We start from the raw sequence: 23,349 nt of genomic DNA on the forward strand, positions 1-23,349 counted from the left end.
TGCTATTGCTAGGGGAGCATTGCTCCCCTTTTGTATGAGGTTGGATATGACAGTACAAACACAAACGCCAAACCACCAAGAAGTGCTGCTTACAATGACGAACGTAAGCAAAACTTTCCCCGGTGTTAAAGCCCTAGATCGGGCAAATCTCACCGTTCGTTCTCATTCTGTTCACGCATTAATGGGAGAAAACGGTGCGGGCAAATCCACCTTACTGAAATGCTTATTCGGCATTTACGCCAAAGATGAAGGGGAAATTCTCTTTTTAAATCAACCCGTTAATTTTAAAACCTCAAAAGAAGCGCTGGAAAACGGCATTTCAATGGTTCACCAAGAACTCAATCTGGTACGTCAGCGTAATGTAATGGATAACCTTTGGCTTGGACGCTATCCGCTGAAAGGGGTTTTTGTCGATCACGGCAAAATGTATCGCGACACCAAAGCCATTTTTGATGAATTGGATATTGATGTTGATCCGAAAGAAAAAGTGGCAAATCTCTCTGTTTCACAAATGCAAATGATTGAAATAGCAAAGGCTTTTTCTTATAACGCAAAAATTGTGATTATGGACGAACCCACTTCATCACTATCTGAAAAAGAAGTGGAGCATTTATTTAAGATCATCGAGAAATTAAAAAATCGTGGCTGTGGGATTATTTATATTTCGCACAAAATGGACGAAATTTTCAAAATTTGCGATGAAATTACCATTTTACGCGATGGTAAATGGATCAACACCGTGCCAGTCAAAGGCAGCACGATGGACGAAATTGTGGCAATGATGGTAGGGCGTGAACTCACGCAACGTTTCCCTGAAAAAACCAACACGCCACAAGAAGTGATTTTAGAAGTGGAACACCTAACGGCACTGAACCAACCTTCTATTCAAGATGTCAGCTTCCAGCTTCGTAAAGGGGAAATTCTTGGCATCGCAGGACTTGTTGGAGCAAAACGCACGGACATTGTGGAAACCATTTTCGGCGTGCGTGAACGTAAAACGGGCGAAATTAAATTGCACGGAAAAACAATGAAAAATCGTACCGCACTTGAAGCTATTAATAACGGTTTTGCGTTGGTCACGGAAGAACGCCGTTCCACAGGGATTTATGCTAACCTAAATATTGAATTTAACTCCTTGATTTCAAATATGAAATCTTATTTAGGGCGGCTTGGTTTACTAAGTGGTGAAAAAATGAAAAGCGACACCCAATGGGTGATCGATGCAATGAACGTGAAAACGCCATCGCACAAAACCACCATCGGATCGCTTTCGGGCGGAAACCAGCAAAAAGTGGTTATCGGCCGTTGGTTGCTCACTCAGCCTGAAATTTTAATGCTTGATGAACCCACACGCGGCATTGATATTGGGGCAAAATTTGAAATTTACCAACTGATTATGGAACTCGCTAAAAAGGACAAAGGCATTATTATGATTTCTTCTGAAATGCCAGAACTGTTAGGCGTAACTGACCGAATTTTGGTGATGAGTAACGGAAAAGTGGCGGGCATTGTTGAAACCGCAAAAACTTCGCAAGAAGAAATTCTGCAACTTGCAGCGAAATATCTCTAATTTAGAAGGAAATGAATTATGTCAGCTTTAAAACAAAATAAATCGCTAGATTTCCTTAAGCAAAATGCTATTTACTTTGTGCTGTTGGTGCTTCTTGGCATTATCATTATGCAAGACTCCAGCTTTTTGAGTTTAAGAAATTTTAGTAACATTCTCACCCAATCTTCCGTGCGTTTAATCATCGCCCTTGGCGTGGCAGGCTTGTTGGTAACCCAAGGCACGGATTTATCCGCAGGGCGTCAAGTGGGGCTTGCCGCGGTAATTTCAGCTACGCTTTTGCAAGCAATGGATAATATGAACCGTGTGTTCCCTGATCTTGCTGAAATCCCAATTCCTGTGGTTATTCTTATCGTTTGTGCCATTGGCGCAGTGATTGGATTAGTCAATGGCGTAGTGATTGCCTACCTTAATGTAACGCCATTTATTGCCACAATGGGAACGATGATCATCGTTTACGGGATCAACTCCCTTTACTATGACGCAGTGGGATCATCACCAATTGCAGGCTTTAACGAACAATTCTCCACCTTTGCGCAAGGCTTTTTCCGCTTAGGTAGCTTTAAACTTTCCTACATCACCATTTATGCCGCAATTTGCTCGCTATTTGTATGGATCTTATGGAATAAAACCCGCTTCGGCAAAAACATCTTTGCCATTGGTGGTAACCCAGAAGCCGCGCGTGTTTCAGGCGTGAACGTAACCCGCAACCTTGTTGTTATCTATATGATTGCAGGGGTATTCTATGCCTTTGGCGGTATGCTTGAAGCAGGACGCATCGGCAGTACTACCAACAACCTTGGTTTTATGTACGAACTTGATGCCATTGCCGCTTGTGTGGTAGGGGGCGTTTCCTTTGCAGGCGGCGTGGGAACAGTGATCGGCGTTATCACAGGGGTGCTTATCTTCACCGTGATCAATTACGGCTTAACCTACATCGGCGTAAATCCTTATTGGCAATATATTATCAAAGGTAGCATTATCATCTTCGCTGTAGCCATTGACTCGCTCAAATACGCGAAGAAAAAATAAGTGCGGTGAAAAATTCGCAAAAAATTACCCCACTTAATTTTTCCTACATTAAATAAGATAACGCTACATCAAACGGGCTGACATATAGGTCAGCCCGTACATTTTTGTGTTTTATGGTGTCAAGGTGGGATATGTTTATTGCTCTATTTTGCGATTTTGTTTTTGTTGGTGAATTGTCTATTTTCAGGTAGGGGCGAACCTATGTGTTCGCCCGAAATAATATGGATTGATTTTAATGGATTACAAAAACTTCCCCAAAAAACACCGAGCTTAATCTTTCCTACATTAACTAAGATAATGCTATATCAAACGGGCTGACACATAGGTCAGCCCCTACATTTTTGTGTTTTATATTCTAGCGTGGGGTTAAGGTGGGATATATTTATTGCTCTATATTTCGCGATTTTATTTTTGTCGGTGAATTGTCTATTTTCAGGTAGGGGCGGACCGATGTGTCCGCCCGAAATCCTATGAATTGATTTTTAATGGATTACAAAAGCTTTCTCAAAATACACCGCACTTGGCTTTTCCTAACCCCCTCTTTACACAAAGAGGGGTTATTCTATTTTTAGGAAAGGAAAATTCTATGGCGGAATATTGTTGTTTGTACGTCCAATAGCCGTATAATTTCATCTAGATTAACTAACGACAAAGGAAAAAGACTATGACAGCAACAACAAAAGCAAGATTGGAGGCTAAAGTAAATTTAGATATATATCGAATACTTAAGCAAGCCGCTGCAATTTCGGGGCGAACATTAACGGACTTCGTTGTGAGCGTTGCTTATGAAGAAGCCAAAAAAACCATTGCAGAACATCAGGAGCTACGTTTGACATTAAATGATCAGGCTTTGCTCATCGAAAGTTTAAGCAAACCATTTGAACCTAATCAGTCAATGAAAAATGCTCTTGATGTGTATGAAGAATATTTATCCGCCAACAAGGAGGTGCGATGATCAAGGAAAATTTAAAAAATTTAACTGTACTCCCCTTAGAAAATTTAGAGATTAAGCGAAATACGTTTTCTTGTTCCAATAAAGAATTGGAAAAATACTTTCGCCAGTATGCTTCTCAAGATGTAAAAAAGGGGCTGGCAAAATGTTTTGTACTTATAGACCACAAACAAGCTGAGATTATTGGATATTACACGTTGTCAGCATTATCCGTGTCCGTTTCAGATATACCACAAGAAAGAGTAAATAAGGGGATCCCATACCCTAATATCCCAAGTGTATTAATTGGGCGGCTAGCCATTGATGATCGTTTTCAAAAGCAAGGATATGGTAAATTCTTGGTTGTTGATGCGATCTACAAGATAAAAAATACCAATATAGGCGCTGCAATTTTGGTTGTTGAAGAAAAAGATGACAATGCGGTTTCATTTTATGAACGATTAGGTTTTATTGAATTTAAAGAGTTGGAGGCAAAACATAGAAAATTATTTTATCCGCTAACAAAAATCATAAAATAGATGAAAGTCCCCTCTGTAAGAGGGGATTTTCATTTGCATTATAAGATCCAAATAAGTGTTTATTATGTTATCTCACAGGTAGGGGTGAACCGATGTGTCCGCTCGAAATCATATGAATTGATTTTTAATGGATTACAAAAACTTACCAAAAAACACCGCACTTAAACCTTTCCTACATAAAATAAGACACCGCAACATCAAACGGGCTGACACATAGGTCAGTCCCTACATTTTTGTGTTCTCTATTCTAGAGTGGTGTTAGGTAGAATATGTTTATTGCTCTATATTTTGCGATTTTGTTTTTGTTGGTAAATTGTCTATTTTTAGGTGGGGGCGGACCGATGTGTCCGCTCGAAATCATATGAATTGATTTTTAATGGATTACAAAAACTTACCAAAAAACACCGCACTTGGTTTTTCCTACATTAACTAAGACAACGCAACATCAAACGGGCTGACACATAGATCAGCCCCTACATTTTTATATTCTATATTCTAGCGTGGGGTTAAGGTGGGATATGTTTATTGCTCTATATTTTGCGATTTTTTTTGTTGGTGAATTGTTTATTTTTAGGTAGGGGCGGACCGATGTGTCCGCCCATATATCGTTTTCAATAATATGCGTTGATTTTTTAACAAAGCCGTTAAGTAGGGGGGCTTTAGCCTACCGAAAGGATAAATTGTGTTGAACGGTGGGCTGAAGCCCACTCTACCCACACATACTATAAAGCAAAAAACTTGTAATTAAGCAAGATTTCTTCTGTTGAGCTATGTATTTATTAACGTGGGCGTGCTCTAGTACCACGTTTCTATAATAAGAGTAAAAAAATCAAACATTATGAATTTGTTATTTTCTGATAAATGATAAAATACACATACGGAATATAAAACGGTTAATAAAATGTTAATGAAGCATCTTGAACTATGAATTGCTCTTTATCACAACGTTTTTTACAGAGAAAGCCCATTGCTAAATGAAATCGTTCTTACCATTAAGAACAAATTTATTCAATTACCGTTTTGAATTGAATATTTAGTCGTTTAGTTGATGTCAAGGATATCCAAACGGATAGCATGCGTTAAGCTGTTTTCATCAATAAGTTGTTCAAATAACCTTATTACAGTTGCTGATTTAGTATTAGGCAAGCCTTCATAAAGGAGTAAAAAGCGGCTGAAGTTATCACTGATGGTTAAGGAATAACACCATTTTTTATTACCTAACAGGAATTGCCCTTTGAAATTTGCGTTCCACGTTGTGTTTGGCGCTGGCATATCCTAAAAGGTAACGATGTTATTAGGTTGTACTACCAATCTCCCTCTTTAGTAAAGATGGGAGATTGTTTTTAAAGACACTTCGTCTCTTTTAAACATTCAAAAATACCCACCGCACTTTAAAATTTAACCAATCTATTCCTCGTTCAAACCGCCCGAATGGAAATAAAATTTTTAGAAAAATCACGCCGAGCGAGAGCAACGTGAACATCAGGCTGATTTTTCGTTAAGAAAATTTTATTGGAATGAGGAAAAGTGAGTTCGTCAAATTTCTCACTTACAGACAAGGAATTTTGTCGAAGACAGTACTCCAGTACGGCAAGACAAAATAACGCAGTCTGGAAGTAAGAGAAATTTGACGATGATCGGGGTTCTTTTCTTTGCTTACTCTCTTTTGGGTAAGCAAAAGAAAGGAAGTCGCTCAACGAGCGAAACCTCGTCATCAATCCCAACGAAAAACAACAATCATCCAAATAACCCAACACTATTCTCCCAAATCCGTGCTTCAATCTCATCTGGACTTTCCGACCTTAATTCACATAACACCTTGAATGTTTCTCGCACGCGCATTGGGCGGTTGGGTTGGCCTTGGAAGCCGAATACGGACATATCGGGGCTGTCGGTTTCGAGTAATAAACTGTCTAGCGGCAGGCGTTTGATGGTTTCGCGGGTTTTGTTGGCGCGGGCGTAGGTGATGACGCCGCCTACACCGATTTTATAGCCTAAATCGACAAAGCGTTTGGCTTGTTCATAGCTGCCTGAAAAGCCGTGTACCACGCCGGTAACGCTAAGTTGTGCGGTTTTTAAGAAGCGATAAAGATCTTCGTGGGATTTGCGCGAATGTAGATTAACAGGTAGTTGATTGGCTTTGGCTAGGCTCAGTTGCGCCTCAAAAAATTCGCATTGCTTTTGCCATAATTCAGGGGTTAATAGTTCTGGCACACCTTTTTCTAAGCCAATTTCAGCCACAGCAGTGAGATTTTTCGGGCGATTAGCAAAGCGTTGTGCCAATAAGTCTAAATCCGCCACTCGATGCTGCTTAATATACAACGGGTGCAAGCCCAAACCATAGTAAAGCTGCTGGGGATAAAGTGCGGTGATTTTTTCAATATTTTTAAAATCTTCTGCTTGCACTGCCACCACGAGTATTTTCTCAACGCCAGCTTGTTGGCTCTCTTCCATCAGTTCTGCCAACGGCTGTTGGGTTGTCGCGAGTAAATAATCGAGGTGAGTGTGAGTATCAAAAAATGGCACGGGAATTCCTGTTAATCAAAAATGGTCTGCCAATGCTCGGCTTGGTGTGCCTGAAAACACATTTTTATTTGTGCTTCAGTGGTTTTGCCTGTCGCCAAAGGCGGTAAGTCGTGTAAGGAAAAATAGCCACTGGCTAAGGTTTCGCTGTTTGGCATAAATTCTCCCCCTGTGGCGCGGCAGTAAATAAACACTTTGCACACATTATGCGCAAGAGCTGGTGGATTATTTTTCGCGTGATCTTGCAAGGCGATAACAAATTCGGCGACGGCATCTAACCCAGCTTCTTCCTTGACTTCTTTCACCACATTTTCTTTTACCGTGGCAATCACATCACACCAGCCACCGGGTAATGCCCATAAGCCATTTTCTTCTTGCACGAGCAAAATTTGATCATCTTGAAAAATTGCCGCTCTGGTATCAATTTTTGGCGTTTGATAGCCCGTTTCGTTGCAAAATAACTGTGTTATGTGCGCTAAAGGCAAATCCGATTGAGCTTGCAACATTTCGGCGCTGATTTCTCTGATACGCTGAAAACGCTCCAAATCAAATTTATTCTTAGAATAAAACAAGCCCGCTTGTGCCAAGCCTTGCAATTCGATTATCCATTGCAACCATTTTTCATTTTGCATTGTGATCTCCTTAGCCAAGTGCGGTAAAAAAAGAGCGGTGGAAATTTTAACTATTTTAAAAGGAGGCAAGCCTCCTTTATTCATCAATATTTCATTAATTTTATTCTACGGTAACAGACTGGATCACCACGTCGTCCACTGGCACGTCTTGGTGGAAACCTTTGTTGCCTGTTTTCACGCCTTTGATTTTATCCACCACATCCATTCCTTCAATCACTTCACCGAACACGGCATAGCCCCAATCTTGTACCACTTCTTTGCCGAACATTTCTTTTGAACGATAATCCAAGAACGTGTTGTCTGCCACGTTAATAAAGAATTGCGCCGTTGCAGAATGTGGATCGCTCGTGCGTGCCATTGCAATTGTGCCACGTTTGTTACTTAGGCGATTGTTGGCTTCATTTTTGATTGGTGCGTTGGTATTTTTTTCACGCATACCCGCTTCCATTCCACCACCTTGGATCATAAAACCATCAATAACACGGTGGAAAATTGTGTTATCATAAAAGCCGTTTTTGCAGTAATTTAGAAAGTTTTCTGCGGTGATCGGTGCTTTTTCGCTGTTTAATGCGATTTTAATGTCGCCGAAATTAGTGTGTAAGGTAACCATTGTCATCGTTGTATTCCTCTAACTGATAAAGGCGGTTATTATTTCACAAAAGTGCGGTATAATTCCAGCTCATTATTTTGTCTAATTTCAAGAGAAACAAACAAATGCTAAAAATTTTCAATACATTAAGTCGAGAAAAAGAAGTTTTTACTCCCATTCACCCGAATAAAGTGGGAATGTATGTGTGCGGCGTAACGGTGTATGACCTCTGCCATATCGGACACGGACGCACCTTTGTTTGTTTTGACGTAATTGCCCGTTATTTACGCTATTTGGGTTACGATCTCACTTATGTGCGCAACATTACCGATGTGGACGACAAAATCATTAAACGCGCCTTAGAAAACAAAGAAACCTGCGATCAACTGGTGGATCGAATGGTTATTGAAATGTACCGCGATTTTGATGCGTTAAATATTCTTCGCCCAGATGTTGAGCCTCGTGCCACCCACCATATTCCAGAAATCATTGATATTGTTGAGAAATTAATTCAACGTGGACACGCTTATGTGGCAGAAAATGGTGATGTGATGTTTGATATTGAAAGTTTTCCGCAATATGGCAAATTATCGCGTCAAGATCTCAGCCAACTGCAAGCTGGCGCACGAATTGAGATTTCAGAAATCAAGAAAAACCCGATGGATTTCGTGCTATGGAAAATGTCTAAACCGAATGAACCAAGCTGGGATTCCCCTTGGGGTAAAGGCCGTCCGGGCTGGCATATTGAATGTTCCGCAATGAACAGCAAACAGCTAGGCGATCATTTTGATATTCACGGTGGTGGCTCCGATTTAATGTTCCCACATCACGAAAACGAAATTGCTCAATCCTGCTGCGCGCACGATGGCGAATATGTCAATTATTGGATTCACTCGGGAATGATTATGGTGGATAAAGAAAAAATGTCGAAATCTCTCGGCAATTTCTTCACCATTCGCGATGTGTTAAATCATTATAACGGCGAAGTGGTGCGTTATTTCTTACTCACTGCCCATTACCGCAGCCAGCTTAATTACAGCGAAGAAAACCTTAACCTTGCGCAAGGCGCATTAGAGCGTTTATATACCGCATTACGCGACACCGATGCCACAGTCGCTCCACAAGGCGGTGAAGAATTTGTCGCCCAATTTAAAGAAGCAATGGACGATGATTTCAACACGCCAAATGCCATTTCTGTGCTATTTGAAATGGCGCGCGAAATCAATAAATTAAAAGGCGAAGATAAAACCAAAGCAAATCAACTTGCTGCACGTTTGCGTGAATTAGGCGATATTTTAGGCTTATTACAACAAGATCCTGAAAGTTTCTTACAAGCAGGTGCTGACGATGATGAAGTGGCAAAAATCGAAGCCTTAATCAAACAACGCAACGAAGCCCGCGCTGCCAAAAACTGGGCCGCCGCCGACGAAGCCCGCAATCAACTCAACGCAATGGGCATTGTGTTAGAAGACGGCCCAAATGGTACGACTTGGCGTAAGTAATCTTGATAATAATGCAACTTACGGTAGTTTCATTTATTATGTGGTAAGCTTCTATCATTATTGAATTTGCTTACCATAACTTGCTTTTCATATTTTGAATTTGGGTTATCAATGGCATTTACTATATATAGTGAGAATTTTCTCTCGTGGAGTTAAACTTTTTAAAGCCATACCTAACAGGCTTAACGTTTCACTAAAAACAGGGCTGAATATTCCATTCCACCCTGTTTTCTTATATTAGCGCGAAAGCATTAATCCAACTTAACGCCACCTGTATTAAATGCCTCAAGATGAATTTGCTCTGCTGGCACACCTAAATCTACTAAAGATTTGTACTGCGCTTGCATAAATGCCATTGGGCCACAGAGATAGTAATCCGCGTCTTTCGGTAAAAGTGCGGTTGGAATTTGGCTTAAATTTAAACGCCCTGTTGCGTCTGCTTGTGCATCTTCCACTTCATAAACTGTGAAGCTGCTAACATTTGGATATTGCGCTTTTACCCCATCAACGTGCGCTTTCATTGCGTGTACATCGGCATTACGACAAGCGTGGATAAAGCTCACAGGCGAAGGTACATTTTGCTCTACTAACTGGTTAAGCATTGCAATCATCGGGGTTAAGCCCACGCCACCACTGATAAAGACATTTGGTTTTTGGCTATCAATTAAGAAGAAGTTGCCCGTTGGCGCAGTGGCTTCAATTTCATCGCCTTCGTTTAATCCGTGTAAGGTGGTAGAAACCCAGCCGCCTGCTAGCTCACCTTTTGGATCTTCACGTTTTACTGAAATGCGTAAATAGTCTGATTTTGGATTATCAGAAAGGGTATATTGACGCGGCTGTTTTAAGCCTAATTCTGGAACGAAAACACGCACCGAGATATATTGCCCTGCTTTGTAAGTTGGCAAATCGCCGCCATCAACAGGCTGCAAATAGAAAGAGGTAATTTCACTGCTTTCTTCCACTTTCTTAGCAATTTTGAATTTACGCCAGCCTAACCAGCTCCCTTTAGTTTGCTGATGTTCGTCATAAATGGCTTTTTCTGTGCTAATCAAAATATCCGCTAATTGATTGTAGGCGGCTGTCCAAGCTTCAATTAATGGATCGTCCATTGAAATTTGCAATACTTCACTAATCGAATGAAGTAAGTTATTGCCCACAATGGCATAATCAGGCGCTTGAATATCAAGGCTGACGTGTTTATGCGCCATTAATTCAACTGCTGGCAATAGCACGGCTGGATTTTCAATATTTTCCGCATAAGCTAATACCGCATTCGCTAAAGAACGAGCCTGCGCACCGCTACGTTGGTGTCCAAGGTTAAACACTTGTTTTAATTCAGGATGATTGGTGAGCATTCTGTTATAAAAATAAGAAGTGAGCGCAACACCGTTTTCGCGTAGCACTGGCACTGTGGCTTTCACTAATTCAATTTGATCTGCTGTTAATGACATAGAAAGTCCTTTTGGTTTATTAAAGATGCATTTAAAATACATCTTTAATGCTAGGCTGGCAAGTGATTATTTATCAATAAGCTATATGGTGAAATAGACTACAATGCACCACCTAAGGAGTTGCAATGCAAATTAATAAATTTACTGATTATGGTTTTCGTGTGCTGATCTATCTTGCGCGTCAGCAGGAATGCACGCATACAATCGCCAGCCTTGCTAAGCAGCTTCACCTTTCACAAAATCATCTGGTCAAAATCGTCCATTTTATGGCAAAACAACAATGGCTGATTACCAGTCGTGGCAAAGGCGGCGGTATTCGTTTGGCGGAAAGCACATTAGATTTGCCTTTAGGCGAGATGCTACGCACCTTTCAAGGCAATGAGCCGTTGGTAAACTGCGTTTCTCCTAAATGTGGATTACAACCACAATGCCAATTAAAGCATTTGTTGGACAATGCTCTCGAGCAGTTTTACCAAAATCTTAACCAATACCCATTGCGAAAAGTCATTAGTAGCCATTCACAAGACAGGATTAATTTTATTTCTTATCTGTAATTTCAATAAGATATAGAAAATGTTATGCATAGCTTATTTAAAGTGCGGTGCTTTTTTCAGAAAAATTTACAAAAAAAGCCCCGCACTTTGCAGAACGGGGCTAGGCTTAAAAAAAGAAACTATTGCAATAAGGAAATATCCGCCACTTGTAAGAACAATCCTTGCAAGGTTTTCAGAATGGCTAAACGATTTTGACGAAGTTGTGGATCTTCGGCGTTTACCATCACTTTCTCAAAGAAATTATCCACCGGTTGACGTAAGTTGGCGAGTTTATCCAACACCGCCACATAGTCGCCTTTGGCAATCAATGGCTGCACTTCGTTTTGTAACGCTAGCACGCTTTCTGCCAAGGCTTTTTCTTCAGGCTCGACACAACGATCTAAATGGATCTCGCCAATCTCGCCTTCTGCTTTGGCTAAAATATTGCTCACACGCTTATTCGCAGCGGCTAAGGCTTCTGCTGCATCAAGGGTACGGAAATGTGCCACCGCACGCACACGCGCATCAAAATCAGCTGGACGAGTAGGACGGCGAGCCAGCACCGCTTGAATGACATCTACCGCAATACCTTCTTCTTGATACCACGCACGGAAGCGACCAAGCATAAAGTCCACTACATCTTTGACAACGTTTTTGTTACTAAAAGGGAATCCCATTGCTAGTAATTTATTTTGCTGTTCTTTCAAAATAATTAAATCATTTTCATTATCTTTGTGAAGCTTTAACTCATCTTTAAAATAATTATCTCTCTGGTCAATATAAATTTGTACAGATTTATCTACCAAATCTTGAATATCTAATGGTAATTTTTTCTCTACGATGATACGCAACACGCCCAATGCGGCACGGCGTAAGGCGAACGGATCTTTATCTCCTTTCGGGTGCTGGCCAATGCCAAAAATCCCTGTCAAGGTGTCTAATTTATCCGCCAATGCCACTGCACAAGCCACAAGAGAATGTGGAAGTTCATCACCAGCGAAACGCGGCATATATTGTTCATTTAACGCCACCGCCACTTCTTCATCTTCACCGTCGTGGCGGGCATAGTGCATTCCCATTACGCCTTGCGTATCGGTAAACTCAAACACCATATTGGTCATTAAATCACATTTTGATAACAAGCCTGCACGCTCTGCTTTCGCCACGTCCGCCCCAATTTGTGCCGCAATTTCGCCACTGAGCTTTTCAATGCGTTCCGTTTTATCAAACAAGGTACCAAGCTGTTGTTGGAACAAGACGGTTTTCAAACGTGGTAGATTGTCTTCCAAACGCTGTTTTAAATCGGTTTTGAAGAAGAACTCCGCGTCCGTTAAGCGTGGACGTACCACTTTTTCGTTTCCTTCAATAATCGCCGTTGGATCTTGCGGATTAATATTGGATACGAAAATAAAGTGCGGTAATAATTTTCCGTTTTTATCGTAAATTGGGAAATATTTTTGATCGCCTTTCATTGTGTAAACCAAGGCTTCTGCTGGCACGGCAAGGAAACGCTCTTCAAATTTCGTAGTTAGCACATTTGGAAACTCCACCAATGCGGTAACTTCATCAAGCAGGCTTTCTTCAATATCCGCCACACCACCAAGTGCGGTGGCTTTTTGTTGAGAATTTTCCAAAATAATCGCTTTACGGCGTTCAAAATCTGCGATCACGCTGCCTTTTTGCTCCACAATCTCAGGATATTGATCGGCATTATCAATACTGAATTGTTGTTCGCCTAAGAAACGGTGTCCGCGAATAGTTTTACCACTGGCTACACCAAGAATTTCACCCTCGATCAGCTCATCACCAAATAATAGGGTTACGGTATGTACAGGGCGCACAAATTGCTCGCTTTTATCGCCCCAACGCATTGTTTTTGGAATTGGCAATTTCGCCAGGGCATTGCTGATAATGCCAAGCAGAAGATTTTTGGTCGGCTGCCCTTCAATCACCGCACGATGCACCAGCCATTCGCCTTTATCGGTAACTAAACGCTCTGCCTGATCCACGCTAATACCACAACCACGCGCCCAGCCTTCTGCCGCTTTAGTAGGCTTGCCTTCCGCATCAAACGCTGCCGCAACCGCAGGCCCACGTTTTTCCACTTCTTTGCTTGGCTGCGCTTCCGCCAGCCCCAATACTTTCACCGCTAAACGGCGTGGAGTGGCAAACCATTCCACTTTATCAAATGCTAAACCAGCTTGGTTTAATTCATTTTCTACATTCTCCGCAAACGCGGTTGCTAATTTTTTGAGTGCCTTTGGTGGCAACTCTTCAGTGCCGATCTCGGCGAGGAAGTTTTTTGTCATTTTGGTTTTCTCTTTTTAAATATATCTGGTATGGGACAAATCTCCCCTAACCCCTCTTTACTAAAGAGGGGGATTTTTCTTTAGTAAAAAAGATTAAGTGAGTTTTCACTATTCCTTTAATAATTATAGCAAGATAAATTTTGCTATGTGCGCTAATCAATATTTTTAAATCTTCTCTAACTCTTCTTTACTAAAGAGGGGATTTTTTCTTTAGTAAAAAAGATTAAGAGCGTTTTTACTATTCCTTTAATAATTATAGCAAGATAATTTTTGCTATATGTATTAGTCAATATTTTCAAATCTCCCCTAACCCCTCTTTGCTAAAGAGGGGAATTGTTCTTTAGCAAAAAATGCTTTATAAACTATTCTGCATTTCGGGTACTATATATTCCATTCTCATTATTCTAACTAACCAGTCCCCCTCTTTAGCAAAGAGGGGTTAGGGGAGATTTGTCAATCCTCTGAGTCACTAAGGGAAATGTGTTCTAGAAATAAATAAATCTGTTCTACAACACCCTCAATCTCATAATAAATCTCATCATTGCTAAACCGCATCACGGTAAAGCCTGAAGCTCTCAATTCATCATCTCTTAACCGATCTTTTTCTTGGTATTCTGGCTCATAATGATGCCCACCATCTAGTTCAATAACTAGTTTTGCCTTTGCACAATAAAAATCAACAATATAATTTAACAAAGGCTTTTGGCGATTAAATCGAAATCCTAATAACTGATCTCGATTAATCCTTTGCCATAATTTACGTTCCGCATCAGTCTGATCTGAACGCAATTTCTGTGAAAGTTCTTTTAAGTTCTTAGAATAAGGCTGCATTCTATTTAGAATATAGCTTGTCACTTCACTTTATATTCAGTCAATTTATTCGCAGGTTTCCATTCAACTTGTCGATATAATTTTGCGCAATCACCTGGTCTTGTTTTATTTAAATAGCCGCCTGTGCCAACAAGTTTATCTTTATAGAAAAAGCCGATTAAAAATTCATCATGAGGATTAGGCGTTTTTTCAGCACCTGTTTTGCACCATTGTAAAACCTTGCCTTGGCCTTTGGTTTGTGAATGAATTGGACGTCCCAAAAGTTTTATGGCGTATTGCTCACTTGAGCCTTTTTTCAACTTTGCAGCTTTTTCAATAGGTTGATAAGTTGCACCAACAGAAAGTACGATGTCTTTTGCTGAAGATGCATTGTTTCCTTCTGCTTGAGCTAACATAGGTACGGCACAAAGTACAGGCATAACAAATTTAATTAATTTTTTCATTTTTAAACTCTCTTAATTACATTGAATATAATTTATTTAGCAAATTTATCTTTGGCGTTTTTTTACCGCCAAATGTAATCGATGCTCTAGGACTTCTTTACTCGGTAATACCGTTAAATATTCCGCAATATGAATATCAGAATGCTTTAAATCTAATAATTCAACTTGCTCTTGCTTTTTAGATGTACACAAAATAATGCCTAAAGGTGGATTTTCCCCTTCTTCTTGTTCATATTTTGCTAACCACGCAAGATAAAGTTCCATTTGGCTTTTATGCGAATGTTTAAAGGCCTCCGTTTTCAGCTTGACAGCAATTAAACGTTTTAACTTACGGTTATAGAAGAGCAAATCAATATAAAAATCATCATTATCAATTTGAATACGTTTTTGGCGGGCAATAAAAGTAAATCCTGCACCTAACTCTAAAAGAAATTGTTCAATTTCTCTTAATATGGCATCTTCCAAATCTCTTTCTAAATAACGATCATTGAGTTCTAAAAAATCCAAAACATAGGGATCTTTTAATACCATTGATTGGTTATATTCGCCTTTTTCTCGCAAAATAGTTAATTCTTGCGTAATGGTTTCATCTGGCTTTTTAGAAAGTGCTGTCCGTTCAAAAAGTAATGAACCAATGCGAGATTCTAACGTCCGCGTACTCCAACGTTCTTGGGCTGCCATTGTGGCATAAAAATCTTGTTTGAGTGGATCATCTAAAGTGGATAATAGTACAAAATGAGACCAACTTAATTGTGCAGACAGTGCCTGCACAATTTCAATTTGATTAAAAACATTTGCAAATTTAATCATCTGCAATAAATTTCTTTTACTCCCCCCCTTACCAAACTGTTCCGTCAAACTTTTTGATAAATTTTTGATGATTTCCTTACCATATTCTGCCCGTTCATTTTGCAAAATATGCTGATTAATTCGCTGCCCGATATGCCAATAAAGCAAGGTAAGTTCTGCATTCACCGTTACAGCAACGCGTTGCTTGCTGTTTTGAATTAATTGGCTAATTTCGCCAACTAATTGGTGTTCATTAATTGCAATGTGTTTTTCTTTTTTCATTTAATGCAAAACTCCTGCAAAACCTACCGCTCTTTATTTACTTAAAAACGTCCGCCAATTTATCCACATCTAACACAAGGCTATCATTATTCAACAGCAATGCTGGAATCCCAATAGATCCGCGCGCTTTCACCGCTTCAAACTCTGCACGGCTATCGCGCAAAGCGAGGAAGCGTTTGAGATTGCCTAATGATGATTGAATTTCTACTGGCTCATATTGCACGCCTAATTCTTGCAAGCGCGCCACAAAAGGCGCGGTATCAGGGCAAGTTTCGGCGAAAAATAAAACGGGTTTATCCATCATAAAAATTCCTAAATTTTTGACCGCACTTATTTCTTACACCCTGGGAAACCCAATGCTTCACGGCTGGCGTAATAGGCTTCCGCGACACCTTTGGTTAAGGCGCGGATACGCAGAATGTAGCGTTGGCGTTCGGTTACGGAGATGGCTTTGCGTGCATCGAGCAAGTTAAAGCTGTGTGCGGCTTTTAAAATGCGTTCGTAGGCAGGCAATGGCAATGGTTTTTCTAGGGCTAATAGCTCTTGTGCTTCTTTTTCATATTGCTCAAAGGCTTTGAATAAGAAATCAATATCAGCGTATTCAAAGTTGTACGTGGATTGCTCTACTTCGTTTTGGTGGAACACGTCTCCGTAGGTGGTTTTGCCGAGTGGGCCGTCTGACCAAACTAAGTCATACACGCTATCCACGCCTTGAATATACATCGCCAAGCGTTCTAAACCGTAGGTGACTTCACCCGTAACTGGTTTACATTCTAAGCCGCCCACTTGTTGGAAATAGGTAAATTGGGTCACTTCCATACCATTTAGCCACACTTCCCAGCCTAAGCCCCACGCGCCAAGAGTTGGGTTTTCCCAGTTGTCTTCCACAAAACGAATATCGTGTTGTGTGGGGTCGAAGCCGAGCATTTTTAATGAGCCAAGATAAAGCTCTTGAATGTTGTCTGGGGAAGGTTTGATCACCACTTGGAATTGATAATAATGCTGCAAGCGGTTTGGGTTTTCGCCATAACGCCCATCAGTTGGACGGCGTGAAGGTTGCACATAGGCGAACGCCATCGGCTCTGGCCCAATCGCACGCAATGCGGTCATTGGGTGGGACGTGCCTGCCCCCACTTCCATATCAAAAGGTTGCACAATGGTACAGCCTTGCTCTGCCCAATAAGCCTGTAAGGCAAGGATCATTCCTTGGAAAGTTTTTACGTTAAATTTTGTATCCATAAGTGTTCTGTTTTCATAAGTTAAAGAAATGCGGTCATTATACTGGATAATAGGGAATTATCCCAGTGTTGCGTAAGGTTTATGTGATGATCACAATACAAATTTAGGATAAGGAAAATCAGTAGCGATAAGAGCTAACAAAGGAAAGAAAATCGCATCTATCATTTGGAGTCAAATGATAAAAAAATAAGCCCCGCAATATGCAGGGCTTAAAATTTTGAAAAATCCAACCGCGCTTTAGAAATTAAGTAAAATCAAAGTGCGGTGGTATTTTTTAGCAATTACCATTGATAGCCGACAGAACCACCCACAATGTAATTGTTGCGAGTATTTGCCGATGCACCAACTTTAATCACCCATTTCTCATTGTCAGACACACGAGAAACACCTAATGCAACCGCTGATTCGTTGCGGTAAGTTGTACCACCAACAGAAACCATTGATTTACCCGGTCTAGTTGGTTGTGCCAACATCCCCAATGCCGCTGCACCAGCGATACCTGCACGGAGTTTTTTGTCCATACGTTTCATATCGCCAGCAACTTTATTCACTTTGTTGTCAAGGTGATTTGCAACATTGCTAAGCTGTGCAACGTTCACTGCATCTGTTGGATCTTTGCCCGGTGCAACATTAGTAATTCTATTACCGCCGTTGTTTAAGCCATTTTGCGTTAAGCTCACTGCTTTATCACCCGTACCAATAGTTACGCCATCGTTATTCACAACGGTGTTACCGGTAGCTACGCTATCAACTTTAAGGTTTTTATTCAACGCAACTTTAACGCCAGATGAAGTAACTGAGGTGGTAATGTTACTTCATCACCATTAACAGCGACTGTATCACCTAATTGACGGTTAAGTGTTTTGCTGTCATCTGCAGTAAAGTTCAAGCCTTTGTTGATCGCTGCAGTGTTGTTTGCAATGTTCGCAGCATTTTTCGCTACGTTTTGGTTAGTTTCGTGTAATTGACTACCGTTCACTGCATCAGTGCTGTCTGCATTTACATCACCTGCTTTCACACCTGTAACCTTGGTATTTCCCGCATTAATGCCATCATTGTTAATGCTAACGTTATTTCCGATCTTCGCACTATCAAATTTCACATCTTTTGCGGTAGATACAGTGTAAATAGTCTGATCATTGCTACCAACTTCTGGAGTTACCGTGATATTTTCACCTGCTTTAACCTCTGTTTTCGCCGCTTTCGCTGCTTGTTGAACAGTGTAAAGCTGACTACCATTTACTGCATCTTTGCTATTCGGGCTAATATTACCATCAGCAACATTGGTAATTTTGTTACCGCCATTATCTAAGCCATCTTTGCTTAGTTTCACTGGAGAATCACCATTGCTATTGGAAATTGTAATACCATCTGCATTGTTAATTTTGGTATCACCCATTGTTACGCTACCATCTGAACCAAGATCAATGTCTTTTGATAACTTGACTGTTAAGGTGTCTGAACCATCTGAAACAACGCCAATATTCTTCTCTGTCAGTTTACTTTCATCTGCACCACCTCTTACGTTCACTTTACTACCAAGTTTACGTTTAAAGTCTTTCGATGTATTGTCCCCTGAGAATGTTAACGGTGTTGTTACAGCTTTATCTAACGCTTCAATTGCATCACCTACAGAATGAACCTCTTTCGTATTGCCAGTTCCATCTGTTAAATCAGTAACCTTATAAGTAGGCTTACTTACTGTACCATCTGGATTTACTGTTGAATTACCACCCAAGGCGTTTGCTACACTTTCCGCAGTGTTATAAAGCTGGCTACCATTTACAGCATCTGAACTGTCTTTATTGACATCGCCTGCGTTCACACCTGTCACCTTGGTATTTCCCGCATTAATGCCATCATTGTTAATGCTCACGTTATCTCCGATCTTCGCATTATCAAATTTTACATCTTTTGCGGTGGATACGGTGTAAATAGTCTGACCATCGCTGCCAACATCTGAAGTAACAACGATATTATCGCCTTCTTTTACTTCTGTTTTCGCTGCCTTAGCTGCTTGCTGAACAGTGTAGAGCTGACCACCATTTACTGCATCTTTGCTATTCGGGTTAATATCGCCATCAGCAAGATTGGTAATTTTGTTACCTCCATTATCTAAACCATCTTTGTTTAGTTTCACTGGAGAACCGCCATTGCTATTGGAAATCGTAATACCATCTGCATTGCTAATTTTAGTATCTCCCATAGTTACACTACCATCAGGACCTAAGTTAAGATTTTTAGCTAATTTCACAGTTAGTTTTGCATTATCGCCATCTTGTTCAGCAACAATACCGATATTATTGTCAGTCAGATTACTTTTATCTTTAACACCACCAACAATGGTAGCAGTTTGGTTTAATTTGATTGCAGCGTTTCCTATATCGCCAGCATATTTCACGCCGTCATTTAAGGTTGCCACTTGCTCATTATTCACTTCTAAACGAGGTTTCGTTGGACCATCTTTGCCATCAACGCCTGGCTTACCATCTGTTTTTGTCGTTAAGGTTACGCCATCTGCACCATCTTTACCGGCAATACTGATACCTGGTTTACCGTCATTGCCTGTATTGCCTTTAATGGATACGCCATTCTTACCATCTTTTCCAACCACATTAATTGTGCCAGCTTCTTTCTGAGCAGCTGGATTTGATGGATCTTCTGGGTTTCCAACAGTAATTTCATTACCAAGGGCAATTTTAAGTTGCTTATCTGCTGCATTTGTAGTAACCGTAATTCCTTTCTCGCCTTTCAGTTGAATAGATTTACCTAAGTCTTGCTTAACTTCAGTTTTACTATCATCTGTTAGAATAAACCCACCGTTAGTTGCATTAGTAATATTATTTACAGCATTACTTAATTTATCTGCAACAACATAAAGTTGCGAACCATTAATTGCATCAGTTGAATCTTTGTTAATACGTCCTGCCGCAACATTCGTGATAGTACGTTCTTTACCAGCGGAACCAACACTTAATGTTGCAATTGGTGAGGTTCCTACAAAGCCATTGTAGGTAATCTTATTTACTGTTGCTTGTGTTGTTGGAACCGCAGTTTCGGTAATTGCGCCTGCTCCTAGTGCAACATCATTCTCATTTTTCGCTTGGGCATTTAACCCAACAGCAATAGCGTTATCTTTTAAGGCTTGTGCATTATTTCCTAAACTAATTGAATCGTTTACTTCACGCGTATCAGAATCACCTGATTCAAATATTGGGTTATTAGGATCGCTATTTACAACAACAGCGGTACCTGCTTGACGACCAATTGCGATATTATTGTTCCCATTTAGGTTTGCGCCAGCGGCATTACCTAATGTAACATTATCATTACCATTTAAAGCATTACCTGCTGAGATGCCTAAAGAAAGGTTATTTGAACCATTCAGTCCACCGCCAGCATAAATACCCATTGCGACATTATGGTTAGAGTCTGGATTTGTTTCACCAATTCCGATGCCTGCACCATCGCCAATCCCAATATTTGAGTATCCTGTCGCAGAATTTCCTGAATTTGTACCAATCCAAATGCTATTTTCAGCATTGCTACCAAGCCCTGCAGAATATCCCATAGAAACTACATTAGTACTCAGAGCTTCTGCAGAATCACCCACTGCAACAGCCCCAGCAGCGGTTGCTTTTGCGTTATGACCTACAGCAACAGCTGCTGGTTCATCTACATTACTAGAATCAGCAAGAGCATTGCTACCTATAGCAACATCATCAGCCCCTATAGCGTTGGCTCTTACACCCGCAGCAAGTGCGCCTTCACTTTTCGCTCCATCGTTATTGTAGTTTGCACTTTGCTTACCACCGTCGTTTACACTGTAATAACGTGTTTTTGCTACTTTAATTGCGTCATTAATAGTGTTTTGACCTGTGCCACCAATATCCGTCATTGTAATATTGCCAGTATTTGGATCTAATGTCGCATTGCCACCTAAAATATTTGTAGTAGTGTTTGCCACATTGCCAAGGGTGTTTGCCACCATATAAAGTTGCGAACCATTGATCGCATCGGTAGAAGCGGGATTAATACGCCCTGCTGCCACATTTTGAATTTGGCGTTGTTGATTTTTTATAGCTAGGGTTGTATCAGTAGCAGCTGTATCTGCAATACCGACAGAAACCACGCGGCTAGTTCCAATATTTGAGCCAGCAAAACCAGAATAAGTAATGCCATTTACCGTTGCACTTGCTGTTTTAACCGCTCTACCTGTTACACTGTTTTCACCTAATGCCACTGAGCCAGCTAAGCTTGCATTTGCGGCATAACCCAATGCTAACGCCCCACTTTTCGCAGCAGTAGCGGAATAACCTAATGCAACAGCATTATTTTCTGACGCAATAGCCCCAGGCCCCACCGCTGTGCTAGAAGCACCTACAGCTTGGCTATATTGCCCCACAGCCATTGAGTTATTACCTTCAGCTTTAGCTACAGCACCAACGGCTAATGTTGTATTACCTGTAGCTTGGGCTTGCTGCCCTAAAGCAGTAGATGATTCTCTAGCCACTGTATTTGAACCAATCGCGAGAGCCTGATCTCCACTTGCATTTGCTTTATTACCCATTGCGGTAACAAAATTGCCCTCGGTATAAGTTCCTGTACCAATTGCAATAGAATCATTGTCATTTACCGTAACATTACTACCAATACCTATTACTCTTGCACTTGTTCCTGCTTTATCTTTTTGCACTTTGACGTCATTTCCAAGAACAAAAGATTCTTGCCCATTTACATAGTTGTGATTACCAACAACTCGGCTCGCTGTTGCTTGAGCTGTAAGTGTATTATTATTACCAAACACCCCTGAGTTATCTACAGAAATAGTACCGTTTTCATTACCCATACTATGGGTACCAGAACCTGTAATAGTTGTTGAAATACCAATTGCGCCAGAGTTTGAGCCTCCAACCACGTTACTATTACCAATAGAAATTGCATTATTTGCCATTGCTTGGGCATTAATACCTACAGCAGTTGCATTTGTAGCCGTCACCAGTGCTTCTGAGCCAATCGCGATAGAGTTTTCGGCGCTCTTTGTCGTACGAGCACTAGCTCCAAAGGCAATAGAACGCTCACCTAATGCCTGAGTGTTAGTTGATGCGTCATAATTAGTTATGCGAGCTCCACCTTCATCTACTCCTCCAACAACATCAGCACTACCAATTGCAATTGCTCGATGTCCCGCAGCTTGAGAAGATTGTCCTATTGCCAAGCTACCTTTACCCGAAGCCCAGGATACGTTACCAATTGCCATTGCATAATCATTGGTTGCAGAAGATTGGCGCATCATCGCAAGAGAATTGAAACCTGAAGCACGAGAAGCAGTACCAATTGCAGTTGCACCTGTATGACTACCAATAGCATAAGGCCCTAACGCAAAACTCAATGCGCCAGATGCTTTTGAATAATCCCCTATTGCAACTCCTGAAGATTCGCCAGGTACATAATTACTCTGTGCTGTTGCCATCGCATTGGCACCTGTACCAATCGCAATACCGTGAGCCGCTGGCAACAAGCCTGAATATAAGCCATTATCATTAGCTCTTGTAGGATCTAAATAACTCAAATTGCCAGGGTTCTTGTAATCTAATGCCGTATCTCCCACTTGATCAGACGCTGCACTATTGGATATACTCACAGAACCATTTGATGTATTACTAATAGCTACATAAGCATTTGCTATTAAAGGAAAACTTGTTAATACACTTAACGAGATTAAATTAAAGAAAAAGTTTTTTACAGTTCGTAGAGGTTGTAGCGAGAAATCAACAAAAGTGCTTGATTTACCTTGCCGAGATGCTAATTCTGAAGCTACTATCCAATTTTGTTCAGCGTAATTCCAAATAATACGAAATATTTTATTCATAATATATAATACCTATTTTGAGTTGCAAAAAACATCCATTTAAAAAATAAATACATCCAAAATTCAAGTCGTGGATAATAACATGGAATCAGCACATTACTAGGCAATATAACGTAATTAATTGTAAATTTTATGTAAAGTAAAAAAGCATTAATTAGTTAAAAAAAGGGGCTGTAGTAGATTAGCAACAATGCTATACTACAAAAATGAAGATAACACATTGTAAATTAAAGAAATCCATACAGAAAAAACTGCTGGAGTTTTTTATCGCAGAAGTTACTGCAA

The 23,349-nt window shown here is 40.5% G+C and carries 19 protein-coding genes and 1 pseudogene; 7 read left to right on the top strand and 13 right to left on the bottom strand.

Features of this window, described 5'->3' with window-relative positions; all coding sequences use genetic code 11:
• The first annotated feature begins 46 nt into the window (after positions 1 to 46).
• The 4 genes from mglA to ACNAV8_RS09965 all read left to right on the top strand — a co-directional run bounded on the left by mglA (position 47) and on the right by ACNAV8_RS09965 (position 4,069).
• Positions 47 to 1,570, top strand: coding sequence for a galactose/methyl galactoside ABC transporter ATP-binding protein MglA (mglA, locus tag ACNAV8_RS09950; RefSeq protein WP_103855356.1), 1,524 nt, complete (start codon positions 47 to 49; stop codon positions 1,568 to 1,570).
• Between the two features lie 18 nt (positions 1,571 to 1,588).
• A complete protein-coding gene (gene mglC, locus ACNAV8_RS09955) occupies positions 1,589 to 2,599 on the top strand; it encodes a galactose/methyl galactoside ABC transporter permease MglC (RefSeq protein ID WP_103855355.1) in 1,011 nt (336 codons plus the stop codon).
• Positions 2,600 to 3,263: 664 nt separating this feature from the next.
• Complete coding sequence (locus tag ACNAV8_RS09960) at positions 3,264 to 3,554, top strand: type II toxin-antitoxin system TacA family antitoxin (protein ID WP_415777657.1); 291 nt, start codon at positions 3,264 to 3,266, stop codon at positions 3,552 to 3,554.
• Positions 3,551 to 4,069 (top strand): GNAT family N-acetyltransferase, encoded by a 519-nt coding sequence (locus ACNAV8_RS09965; protein ID WP_415777658.1) that lies wholly within the window; start codon positions 3,551 to 3,553, stop codon positions 4,067 to 4,069. The genes ACNAV8_RS09960 and ACNAV8_RS09965 overlap by 4 nt, the downstream gene beginning before the upstream one ends.
• 1,041 nt (positions 4,070 to 5,110) lie before the next feature.
• Here the strand turns inward: ACNAV8_RS09965 and ACNAV8_RS09970 are convergent.
• The 4 genes from ACNAV8_RS09970 to ACNAV8_RS09985 form a co-directional block, all read right to left on the bottom strand.
• Positions 5,111 to 5,341 (bottom strand): hypothetical protein, encoded by a 231-nt coding sequence (locus ACNAV8_RS09970; RefSeq protein ID WP_103855004.1) that lies wholly within the window; start codon positions 5,339 to 5,341, stop codon positions 5,111 to 5,113.
• A 465-nt stretch (positions 5,342 to 5,806) separates the two neighbouring features.
• The gene (locus ACNAV8_RS09975; RefSeq protein ID WP_415777659.1) at positions 5,807 to 6,595 is read right to left on the bottom strand and encodes a TatD family hydrolase; all 789 of its coding nucleotides are present in this window, start codon (positions 6,593 to 6,595) and stop codon (positions 5,807 to 5,809) included.
• A gap of 11 nt (positions 6,596 to 6,606) precedes the next feature.
• Entirely contained in the window at positions 6,607 to 7,224 is a 618-nt protein-coding gene (locus ACNAV8_RS09980) for an NUDIX hydrolase N-terminal domain-containing protein (protein WP_103855005.1), read from the bottom strand.
• A gap of 100 nt (positions 7,225 to 7,324) precedes the next feature.
• A complete protein-coding gene (locus ACNAV8_RS09985) occupies positions 7,325 to 7,834 on the bottom strand; it encodes a peptidylprolyl isomerase (RefSeq protein WP_415777664.1) in 510 nt (169 codons plus the stop codon).
• A gap of 104 nt (positions 7,835 to 7,938) precedes the next feature.
• Here ACNAV8_RS09985 and cysS point away from each other — a divergent pair, with 104 nt between their 5' ends.
• Positions 7,939 to 9,315, top strand: coding sequence for a cysteine--tRNA ligase (cysS, locus tag ACNAV8_RS09990; RefSeq protein WP_415777660.1), 1,377 nt, complete (start codon positions 7,939 to 7,941; stop codon positions 9,313 to 9,315).
• Between the two features lie 251 nt (positions 9,316 to 9,566).
• Here the strand turns inward: cysS and hmpA are convergent, their stop codons facing one another.
• Positions 9,567 to 10,766 carry an NO-inducible flavohemoprotein gene (gene hmpA / locus ACNAV8_RS09995; protein WP_415777661.1) on the bottom strand — a complete coding sequence of 400 codons (1,200 nt, stop codon included), beginning with the start codon at positions 10,764 to 10,766 and terminating at the stop codon, positions 9,567 to 9,569.
• Positions 10,767 to 10,891: 125 nt separating this feature from the next.
• Here hmpA and ACNAV8_RS10000 point away from each other — a divergent pair, with 125 nt between their 5' ends.
• Positions 10,892 to 11,320 (top strand): RrF2 family transcriptional regulator, encoded by a 429-nt coding sequence (locus tag ACNAV8_RS10000; protein WP_103855006.1) that lies wholly within the window; start codon positions 10,892 to 10,894, stop codon positions 11,318 to 11,320.
• 119 nt (positions 11,321 to 11,439) lie between these two features.
• Here ACNAV8_RS10000 and glyS read toward each other — a convergent pair whose 3' ends face one another.
• From glyS to ACNAV8_RS10040, 8 genes are all read right to left on the bottom strand, one after another.
• The gene (gene glyS / locus ACNAV8_RS10005; protein ID WP_415777662.1) at positions 11,440 to 13,608 is read right to left on the bottom strand and encodes a glycine--tRNA ligase subunit beta; all 2,169 of its coding nucleotides are present in this window, start codon (positions 13,606 to 13,608) and stop codon (positions 11,440 to 11,442) included.
• Positions 13,609 to 14,061: 453 nt separating this feature from the next.
• Positions 14,062 to 14,439, bottom strand: coding sequence for an endonuclease domain-containing protein (locus tag ACNAV8_RS10010; RefSeq protein WP_415777666.1), 378 nt, complete (start codon positions 14,437 to 14,439; stop codon positions 14,062 to 14,064).
• A gap of 20 nt (positions 14,440 to 14,459) precedes the next feature.
• Entirely contained in the window at positions 14,460 to 14,882 is a 423-nt protein-coding gene (locus ACNAV8_RS10015; protein WP_103853913.1) for a hypothetical protein, read from the bottom strand.
• 45 nt (positions 14,883 to 14,927) lie between these two features.
• The gene (locus ACNAV8_RS10020; protein ID WP_103855151.1) at positions 14,928 to 15,953 is read right to left on the bottom strand and encodes a PDDEXK nuclease domain-containing protein; all 1,026 of its coding nucleotides are present in this window, start codon (positions 15,951 to 15,953) and stop codon (positions 14,928 to 14,930) included.
• 37 nt (positions 15,954 to 15,990) lie between these two features.
• The gene (locus ACNAV8_RS10025) at positions 15,991 to 16,254 is read right to left on the bottom strand and encodes a hypothetical protein (protein WP_103855152.1); all 264 of its coding nucleotides are present in this window, start codon (positions 16,252 to 16,254) and stop codon (positions 15,991 to 15,993) included.
• A gap of 29 nt (positions 16,255 to 16,283) precedes the next feature.
• Positions 16,284 to 17,192 (bottom strand): glycine--tRNA ligase subunit alpha, encoded by a 909-nt coding sequence (glyQ, locus tag ACNAV8_RS10030; protein WP_103853915.1) that lies wholly within the window; start codon positions 17,190 to 17,192, stop codon positions 16,284 to 16,286.
• Between the two features lie 281 nt (positions 17,193 to 17,473).
• Positions 17,474 to 17,962: a YadA family autotransporter adhesin gene (locus tag ACNAV8_RS10035; protein WP_103855979.1), complete on the bottom strand. Its 489-nt coding sequence runs from the start codon at positions 17,960 to 17,962 to the stop codon at positions 17,474 to 17,476.
• On the bottom strand, positions 17,959 to 23,064 hold the full coding sequence (locus ACNAV8_RS10040) for an ESPR-type extended signal peptide-containing protein (protein WP_415777663.1): 5,106 nt from the start codon (positions 23,062 to 23,064) through the stop codon (positions 17,959 to 17,961). The genes ACNAV8_RS10035 and ACNAV8_RS10040 overlap by 4 nt, the downstream gene beginning before the upstream one ends.
• A 206-nt stretch (positions 23,065 to 23,270) precedes the next feature.
• Between ACNAV8_RS10040 and ACNAV8_RS10045 the strand changes: the two are divergent.
• A pseudogene (locus ACNAV8_RS10045) lies at positions 23,271 to 23,349 on the top strand (IS1595 family transposase); the annotation flags it as partial.

This window comes from Avibacterium endocarditidis (genome assembly GCF_965138825.1).
Taxonomy (GTDB): Bacteria; Pseudomonadota; Gammaproteobacteria; order Enterobacterales; family Pasteurellaceae; genus Avibacterium; species Avibacterium endocarditidis.

Bases quoted from the DNA above. Each gene is read 5' to 3' on its own strand.
- cysS (WP_415777660.1), top strand. From the start codon at position 7,939: ATGCTAAAAATTTTCAATACATTAAGTCGAGAAAAAGAAGTTTTTACT.
- ACNAV8_RS09980 (WP_103855005.1), bottom strand. From the start codon at position 7,224: ATGCAAAATGAAAAATGGTTGCAATGGATAATCGAATTGCAAGGCTTG.
- ACNAV8_RS10020 (WP_103855151.1), bottom strand. From the start codon at position 15,953: ATGAAAAAAGAAAAACACATTGCAATTAATGAACACCAATTAGTTGGC.
- ACNAV8_RS10015 (WP_103853913.1), bottom strand. From the start codon at position 14,882: ATGAAAAAATTAATTAAATTTGTTATGCCTGTACTTTGTGCCGTACCT.
- ACNAV8_RS09960 (WP_415777657.1), top strand. From the start codon at position 3,264: ATGACAGCAACAACAAAAGCAAGATTGGAGGCTAAAGTAAATTTAGAT.
- ACNAV8_RS10040 (WP_415777663.1), bottom strand. From the start codon at position 23,064: ATGAATAAAATATTTCGTATTATTTGGAATTACGCTGAACAAAATTGG.
- glyQ (WP_103853915.1), bottom strand. From the start codon at position 17,192: ATGGATACAAAATTTAACGTAAAAACTTTCCAAGGAATGATCCTTGCC.
- ACNAV8_RS10010 (WP_415777666.1), bottom strand. From the start codon at position 14,439: ATGCAGCCTTATTCTAAGAACTTAAAAGAACTTTCACAGAAATTGCGT.
- ACNAV8_RS10000 (WP_103855006.1), top strand. From the start codon at position 10,892: ATGCAAATTAATAAATTTACTGATTATGGTTTTCGTGTGCTGATCTAT.
- ACNAV8_RS09985 (WP_415777664.1), bottom strand. From the start codon at position 7,834: ATGGTTACCTTACACACTAATTTCGGCGACATTAAAATCGCATTAAAC.
- ACNAV8_RS09965 (WP_415777658.1), top strand. From the start codon at position 3,551: ATGATCAAGGAAAATTTAAAAAATTTAACTGTACTCCCCTTAGAAAAT.
- mglC (WP_103855355.1), top strand. From the start codon at position 1,589: ATGTCAGCTTTAAAACAAAATAAATCGCTAGATTTCCTTAAGCAAAAT.
- hmpA (WP_415777661.1), bottom strand. From the start codon at position 10,766: ATGTCATTAACAGCAGATCAAATTGAATTAGTGAAAGCCACAGTGCCA.
- ACNAV8_RS10025 (WP_103855152.1), bottom strand. From the start codon at position 16,254: ATGGATAAACCCGTTTTATTTTTCGCCGAAACTTGCCCTGATACCGCG.
- glyS (WP_415777662.1), bottom strand. From the start codon at position 13,608: ATGACAAAAAACTTCCTCGCCGAGATCGGCACTGAAGAGTTGCCACCA.
- ACNAV8_RS09970 (WP_103855004.1), bottom strand. From the start codon at position 5,341: ATGCCAGCGCCAAACACAACGTGGAACGCAAATTTCAAAGGGCAATTC.
- mglA (WP_103855356.1), top strand. From the start codon at position 47: ATGACAGTACAAACACAAACGCCAAACCACCAAGAAGTGCTGCTTACA.